This is a genomic window from Paenarthrobacter sp. NCHU4564, from assembly GCF_052156435.1.
In the GTDB taxonomy this organism is placed as follows: domain Bacteria; phylum Actinomycetota; class Actinomycetes; order Actinomycetales; family Micrococcaceae; genus Arthrobacter.
In genome coordinates, this window is record NZ_JBQLIS010000027.1 from 47727 (window position 1) to 55281 (window position 7555).

Annotated in this window: 7 protein-coding genes; 4 read left to right on the forward strand and 3 right to left on the reverse strand. The window is 63.2% G+C overall.

Features of this window, described 5'->3' with window-relative positions; genetic code table 11:
* Positions 1–237 precede the first annotated feature (237 nt).
* Positions 238–894 carry a GyrI-like domain-containing protein gene (locus ACSVIE_RS19665; protein ID WP_442424936.1) on the forward strand — a complete coding sequence of 219 codons (657 nt, stop codon included), beginning with the start codon at positions 238–240 and terminating at the stop codon, positions 892–894.
* Between the two features lie 3 nt (positions 895–897).
* Here ACSVIE_RS19665 and ACSVIE_RS19670 read toward each other — a convergent pair whose 3' ends face one another.
* Together ACSVIE_RS19670 and ACSVIE_RS19675 are read right to left on the reverse strand one after the other, a co-directional pair.
* Complete coding sequence (locus tag ACSVIE_RS19670) at positions 898–1749, reverse strand: rhomboid family intramembrane serine protease (RefSeq protein ID WP_426005022.1); 852 nt, start codon at positions 1747–1749, stop codon at positions 898–900.
* Between the two features lie 9 nt (positions 1750–1758).
* A complete protein-coding gene (locus tag ACSVIE_RS19675) occupies positions 1759–2301 on the reverse strand; it encodes a peptidylprolyl isomerase (RefSeq protein ID WP_426005021.1) in 543 nt (180 codons plus the stop codon).
* Between the two features lie 153 nt (positions 2302–2454).
* Here ACSVIE_RS19675 and ACSVIE_RS19680 point away from each other — a divergent pair, with 153 nt between their 5' ends.
* The gene (locus ACSVIE_RS19680; RefSeq protein ID WP_442424937.1) at positions 2455–3423 is read left to right on the forward strand and encodes a hypothetical protein; all 969 of its coding nucleotides are present in this window, start codon (positions 2455–2457) and stop codon (positions 3421–3423) included.
* Positions 3424–3548: 125 nt separating this feature from the next.
* Positions 3549–4424 (forward strand): glycosyltransferase, encoded by an 876-nt coding sequence (locus tag ACSVIE_RS19685; protein WP_426005018.1) that lies wholly within the window; start codon positions 3549–3551, stop codon positions 4422–4424.
* A gap of 26 nt (positions 4425–4450) precedes the next feature.
* On the opposite strand, the gene ACSVIE_RS19690 is transcribed toward ACSVIE_RS19685, so the two are convergent.
* Positions 4451–5359: a DMT family transporter gene (locus ACSVIE_RS19690; protein WP_442424938.1), complete on the reverse strand. Its 909-nt coding sequence runs from the start codon at positions 5357–5359 to the stop codon at positions 4451–4453.
* A gap of 119 nt (positions 5360–5478) precedes the next feature.
* Between ACSVIE_RS19690 and ACSVIE_RS19695 the strand changes: the two genes are divergently transcribed.
* Positions 5479–7467, forward strand: coding sequence for a beta-N-acetylhexosaminidase family protein (locus tag ACSVIE_RS19695; protein WP_442424939.1), 1989 nt, complete (start codon positions 5479–5481; stop codon positions 7465–7467).
* The last annotated feature ends 88 nt before the right edge of the window (positions 7468–7555 follow it).

The following is a 7555-nucleotide window of genomic DNA, read 5'->3' on the forward strand; positions in this document are numbered from 1 at the left end:
CTGAACCTCACTTGTCCACATTTCCAGCCCCGTAGGGGACAAAGTTATCCACAGATGTGGACTAATTCATGCCTTGGAGGGGATATCTGTCCCCACAGACCACCTCTGACACCGGGGTCACCTTTAACTACATCTATGTAAGTTACTCACAGTGTGGAAAACTCCTGTGGATAAACGCTAAAGAGACGAAGGGCGGCAGGGACAGTGACAGCCGCCGAAAGAAGGAGTGGAGTGGGCATGGAGAAGGCAGAACTGAAAAATTCCGTTCCCTCCTACACTGCGCCCCGCGGAAAGTTCTCACTCGTCACAGTGCCGCGGCTGCAGTACCTGATGATTGACGGGCACGGTGATCCCAACAGCTCACAGGGGTATCAGGATGCCCTCAAGACGATCTACCCCGTGGCGTACGCACTCAAGTTCTTCAGCAAGAAGGAACTGGACAGGGATTACGGTGTGATGCCGCTGGAGGGTCTCTGGTGGGCGGACGATATGGAGAGTTTCACCAGCGCACGCGACAAATCACGGTGGTCATGGACAGCCCTGAACCTGGTCCCGGACTGGATCGGCCAAGACCATCTGGAACGGATCCTTGAGGTGGTTGCGGCCAAAGGGGAAGCGCCATCCTTGGATGCGTTACGACTGGAGCCCTTGGAGGAGGGGCTCTGCGTCCAGACCTTGCACATTGGCCCTTACGATGCCGAGGGGCCGGTGCTGGAGAGTATGCACAACGGGTTCATCCCGGAAAACTCACTCACGATGACCGGCAAACACCATGAGATCTACTTGAGCGACGCCCGCCGCACGGCGCCGGAGAAGCTCAAAACGATCCTCCGCCAGCCCGTGATACCAGCAGCGGGCCAACTGCCCCGGAACCCCGTCGTCCCTGGGGAATAGGCGCTACGCAGCCAGCCTGAATCCGGCAACTACGGCCAGTAGCCCGGCGACCAGGACCAGCCCACCCGCTTGCAGGAGCGCTTGGTTCTTGCCGCGCGGCGCGTACGCAATGGCGGCAGCAGCAAGGCCACCGGTGATGAGCCCACCCAGGTGTGCCTGCCAGGCGATGCTGGGGACAAAGAAGCCGATCGCACCGTTGATCGCGATCAGGACCCACAGCTGCTTGGTTTCTCCGCCGCGGTGCCTCTGCACCACCAACATGGCGCCGAACAGGCCGAAGATGGCGCCGGAGGCCCCCACGACTCCCACGATCGGACGGTCGGGTGTCAGGAGCAGGAAACCTATGGAACCACCGATCGCGGACATCAGGTACACAGCGAGGAAGCGGATCCTCCCGAGCAACGGCTCAAGGGCTTGGCCGAAGATCCACAGGGTGTACATGTTCAGGACGATATGGAGCAGGAAGCCCTGCGAATGCAGGAATGCCGCGGTGAGCATGCGCCAGGGCTGGCTCTCCGCGAAGATGTTGGCGAACGCGAAGTTCTGGAAGATGACGTCTCCCGGCAGCACCCACTGGAGGATGAAGACCAGCAGGCACAACCCGATGATCGTGTACGTCACCAAAGGACGCCCCATGGCCAAGGCGCCGCCGTATGCGGACTTGTAGGCCGGCGTCGTACGTTTTTGCTCGTTGACGCAGTCAACGCATTGGAACCCGACGGCGGCCGCCCGCTGGCATTCGGGGCACGCGGGGCGCCCGCAGCGTTGGCACCTCACATAGGAGGGCCGGTCCGGGTGCCTCGGGCACACCGGGATATCAGCGGACGGCTCTGCCGACGGGATTCCGTAGCTCATGGGTGCAGGTTAGAGCTGTTCGATGTCGATGCTGTTGATGACGACGTCCTCAACAGGGCGGTCGCCCATACCGGTGCGGACGGCCTCGATCGCGTCCACAACCTTGCGGGATTCCTCGTCCGTGACTTCACCGAAGATGCTGTGCTTGCCGAACAGCCAGTCGGTGTTGACAGTGGTGATGAAGAACTGTGAACCGTTGGTTCCCTTGCCCATCTGGATGCCCGCGTTGGCCATGGCCAGCTTGTAGGGGGCGTTGAAGGTCAGCTCGGGGTGGATTTCGTCGTCGAACTTGTAGCCCGGTCCGCCAACACCACGGCCCAGGGGATCGCCGCCCTGGATCATGAAGTCCTTGATGATCCGGTGGAAGATGGTGCCGTTGTACAGCGGCGTGCCGGTCTTGTCTTCACCGGTTTCCGGGTGCGTCCAGGACTTTTCACCGGTGGCGAGGCCGACGAAGTTGGCCACGGTCTTGGGGGCGTGGTTACCGAAGAGGTCAACCTTGATGTCGCCCAGGCTCGTGTGGATTGTTGCTTTTGCGGTTGCAATGGTCATGGAGCCATTCTTTCATGCAGGGTCAACGCCGGTGGGGCCCGCAAGCCGGTTCCGCGCTGGGTGAAATCCGGGAAGAATCGCGCAGATGAATAGCCGGTGTTCCCCAAGCCACGTAGGCTAGCAACAAACGAGCATGTGTATCGGGAGGTAGTTGTGAAGAAATCAGACCGTATTGCCCGCGACATTGAACACTCCGTGGTGGTTGGTGTGGATAACGCCCGCGACTGGGCGGCGCCCCGCGTTGAAGCTGCCGTCAACTGGGCTGTTCCCCGCATCCAGCACGGCATTGACACCGCTTCCCCCAAGATCCAGGAGGGCCTGAAGAGCGCAGCCCACAACTTGGCGGACGGCGTTGCGACCGTAACCCCGCGGATCCAGGATGGGTTGGCCCACCTCGCGCCGAAGATCCATGACGCTGTGGAGGATGCGACTCCCAGGATCCAGGAAGCACTGAACAAGGCCACCCCGGCCATCGGCCTTGCACGGGACAAAGTTGTGGTGGAGTACCTGCCCAAGCTGTCCGAACAGCTTGGCCAGGCCTCGGTGGCAGTCCATCACGTCCTGGAGAACGCTCCGGCGCAGGTGGACGCCGTTGCCCAGAAACTTGCAGACTCGGGTGTTGTCCACAGTGTGCAGGAACAGGCCCAGGCAACTGGCAAGCACATCAAGGTCGTTGCGGACGAGGCCGGTAACGCTGTCTCCGCGCAGCTCGGCAAGCAGCAGAAGCCCCGGAAGCGTGGACTGCTGATCGTCACCGTCATCGCTGCTGCCGTGGCCGCCGGGGTAGCAGCCTGGAAGGCTGCGAAGCCGGTTGAAGATCCCTGGAAGACACCGTCGCCCGTGACCCCCACACCGTCAACCACTCCCGTGGCATCGGACACGGCTGCGTCGGATGCCACGGCATCGGCAACCGCCGCCACCGCGGCAGCATCCACTGGTCCGGAGAAGCACACTGCTGACCTGACGCCGGAGGAAGCTGCAGCCGAGGCCGAGCAGGCCACCAAGGACGCCTTCGCCAACGTGGAGGGCACCGTCGCCACCGACGCCAAGACGGCTGTCAAGAACATCGCCGCAAGCCTGGACAAGGACAAGGGCGCCGAATCCAAGGACTCCGGTCTCTAGGAACGCGCGGCAATCACTGCCGGACAAAACACTGAAGGGATCCCGGAAGGGGTCCCTTCAGTGTTTGCCGGGGCGTCATCCGGCGCTCAGCCTGACGCGGTGTGGCTGGTGTTAGATTTGAAGTGATGTCTGCCGATAGACCCCTCGCGGGTGCCCTCAAGGATGCTCCGGAACCGCCCGGCGTATCAATCGTCATCCCGGCGTATAACGAGGAAAGCGTGATCCGCCAGTGCCTCATCGCGGCCATCTACCAGTCTGTTCCGGCCAATGAGATCATCGTGGTGGATAACCTGTCCACGGACCGGACGGCGCGGATCGTGCGTCAGATGCAGCAGGAGTACCCGGAAAGCCCCATCATCCTGCTCAAGCAGGACACGGTGCAGGGCCTCATCCCTACCCGCAACTTCGGACTGAACAGCGCCACCTCTGACATCGTGGGCCGCATCGATGCCGACTCGGTGCTGGAGCCCGACTGGGTGGAGCAGGTGCAGAAAGCCTTCATGGACCGGCATGTGCAGGCTGCCACCGGCCCGGTGGTCTATTACGACATGCCCATGCGCCGCTTCGGGCTTAAGGCGGACGACAAAATGCGGCAGCTCATGCTGCGCCTGGCCAAGCACCAGTACCACTTCCTGTTCGGCTCCAACATGGCCCTCCGGCGCACCGCCTGGGAAACCATCCGGGACGAAGCCTGCCTGGATGAGAAGGATGAGATGCATGAAGACATCGACCTCTCACTGCACCTGGCTGAACACGACCTCCACATCCAGTACTGTCCGCAGATGGTCTCCGGCATGTCAGCGCGCCGCCTCGAAGATTCACCGCGGGATTACCGCTACTACGTGACGCGGTTCGACCGCACGTACAAGGCACACAACGTCAAGAAGATGGCCCTGAAGGCACCCATGGTGGTGTTCTTCTCCGTGTATTTCCCGGCCAAGCTGTTGCGCGCAATCCACACGGCCAACGCTGCCCAGGGCGCCCGACGCGTCGGGCTGTAATTACGGAACAGCCCGACGGCGGCACGTCAGTCAGCGCCAAGTTCCGCCTCGCGCCGGTGTGCTTCCGCCCGGTCCCGGCGCTGGCCGGCCACCACCACCGTTAGTCCTGCGAGGATCAGCCCCAGGCCCGCGTAAATCCCGGCGGGTAGGGCCTCGGCCAGGAAAACCGCCGCAAGGACGGCAGCGCCGGGGATCTCCAGCAGGATGATCATGGAGACGACCAGCGGGCTCATGGTTGCCAGCAGATGGTTGAACGCCGTATGTCCCACCAGTTGCGCGCAGACGGTGATGGCAAGGATCCCAAGCCAGCCTCCGGCGTCGAACCCTGTCAGTTGCTGGCCGCCCACCAACGCCATGACCGCCACCAAGGCCGCGCACATTCCGTAACACAGGGCGGTGTACGTCCCGATACCCATGCTCTGCCGCGCCTTTCCGCCGGCCAGCGTGTACAGGCCCGCCAAAGCTCCGCCGGCCAAGGCCAGGATGTCGCCCAGCAGCGCTTCCGGGGACGAGCCCATGTCGAATCCCGTAATAGCCACGACACCGGCGAAGGCGATGCCGAGGCCCGCCAGCACAGGCCAGCGGTGACGGGTGCCGCGGAACAGTTGGAAGACGGCAATCCATGCCGACTGCAGACAGACAAGTGCCGTGGCGGCCGCGACCGACGTCAGCTGGAGCGCCGTGATGAAGCAGGCAAAGTGGAATGCCAGTGCCACGGCCGCAACAACGGACCAGCCCAGCTCGCGGCGCGTGATCTGCGCAAACTGCCTTGGCTCCTTGATGGCCACCGGCGCCGCCATGATGACGGCCGCAAGAGCGTTCCGCCAGAACGCGATGGCCAGTGCCGTCACGGAGGTAGCGCCGAGGGTACCTGCGATCAGGGGCCCGGACGACGCAACGCCCAGCACACCCAGCGCGGCAATGAGGAGGTTCACGCAACAACTCTAGTTTGGCGCGACGCTCGTCCCGCCCCTATCCAGCACCATCGGGGTGTGATTGTCTTGACACATCGTTCCAGTGAGCCGGAGACGGCATACCCAAGGGGATACCCGATTTGAACGCAGCACCTGCCGGCGCTGGCACCAGGCGGAGGCGATCCCTGCTGATCGTTGCCGCGGCTTTCGCGATGGCATTGGTGGTTGTGGTGGCGTGGATCACAGTTGCCCGTGATGGCGGGGATCCCCGGGGGGAGGACCGGAAAGGCATACCGGCCGTCCATCCGATGCCCCAGGATGTCAGGTCCGGAAACGGCACTGTTCCCTTGAACGGGCGGGTCTACATTGTGGCCGCGCCGGGAACGGACCCGGCGTCAATCAGCGTCATCCAGGACCTTGTGGCAGATGCCGGGGGTATGTCCGAACCCGGGGCCGCCACCGGGAGTCCGGAGGAGGGTTCCTCGGAAGTCCACCTCGGGACTGATGAGGCTGCGGGCACGCTGCTGAAGGACGTGGCGGGAGGGAACCCCGAAACCGTGCAGGACGCCCTGGAGCGCCCGGAAGGTTACGCGATCGCCACCGGAGAGCGGGAGGGGATCCCGACGGCGGTACTCGCCGCGCGCGACGGTGACGGGCTGTTCCATGCCGTGCAGACCCTCCGCCAGCTCGTGAAGGACGGTGCGGTGGCCAGCGTACGGATCAGCGACTGGCCGCTGATGGAAACCCGCGGCGTGATCGAGGGGTTCTACGGCACTCCCTGGTCGCACCAGGCACGCCTTGATGTCATAGCGTTCGCGGGCCGCCAAAAGATGAACACTTACATCTATTCACCCAAGGACGATCCCTTGCTGCGGGACAAATGGCGGGAGTTGTACACGGACGAAGAGCTGGCGGAGCTGCAGGAGCTCATCACCACGGCCACCGCCAACCATGTCCGCTTCAGCTACGCCCTGTCGCCCGGAATCGACATTTGCTATTCGCGTCCCTCCGATCTTGAGGACGCGCTGGCCAAACTTGAGTCCTTGTATTCGCTGGGGGTCAGGTCCTTTGTCATTCCGCTGGATGACATTGCCACCCGCGTGCAGTGTGCGGGGGACCTGGAGGAATTCGGCGCGGGACAGGCCAACCTGGCCAGGGCCCAGGCCCGGTTCCTTAACCGCGTGAATGAACAATTCATTGCGGCCAAGGAGGGCCTCCAGCCACTGGAGACGGTCCCCACCTTCTATAACGGCTCGGCAAGCAATGCCTACAAGGAACTGCTGGGCGAATCGCTTGATCCCTCGATCGTGGTGCAGTGGACCGGCGAGGACGTCGTCTCCCACCGCATCACCGGACAGTCCGCTCGGGACGCCAGCCGCACCTACGGGACTGCCGGCACACCCCGTGCCCTGGTGGTCTGGGACAACTACCCGGTCAACGACTTTTCCCAGGACCACCTCTTCATGGCTCCCGTCGTTGGCCGTGATGCCACATTGCACCAAACCGTCCGCGGGATGGTCACCAACCCCATGATCCAGCCGTATCTGTCCCTCCCGGCAGTCTTCACGTATGCGGACTTCACCTGGAACGGACCGGCCTACGATCCCAAGGATTCCATGGACGCTGCCTTGGACCTCCTGGCCGGGCCGGACCCTGAGGTGCGCTCGGCAGTCCGCGCCTTCGCTGACCTGAACCAGGAGTGGCAGGATGATCCGCTGACACCGTCAGCTCCACAGCTGCGTGCTGATATTGAGCGGTTCTGGTCGGATTACGACGCCGGCAGGTCACCTTCAGGGGATCTCCTCGCCAGGGCGCGGCTACTGCAGCGGCTGCCCGAGCTGCTGCAACGGATGGCGGTCCCCGGGTTCGCATCCGATGCCTCGCACTGGAGTACCGCGGCCGCTGAGTATGGCCGCGGTGTGGAAGACGCCCTCGAGATGCTGGAGGCCTCCGCACGGAACGATTCAGCAGGAGTGGCTGAGGGCCGGCGGAACGTAGAGCGGGCACTGACGGCTGCCGGCGCAAGAACCCAGCCCACCCTGGAACTGGGCGTGGTCACCCCGATCCTGGGAGACAGCGAACTGAAGACTTTCCTCGAACGGGCACTCGAAACCCTCCCACCCAACTAGGTCGCAGTTAAGCGCGTTTTGAGCCCTTCGTATCATGCGGTGATCGCAACGCCTGATTATTGAAGGGTGTCGATTGCCATGGTGAAGT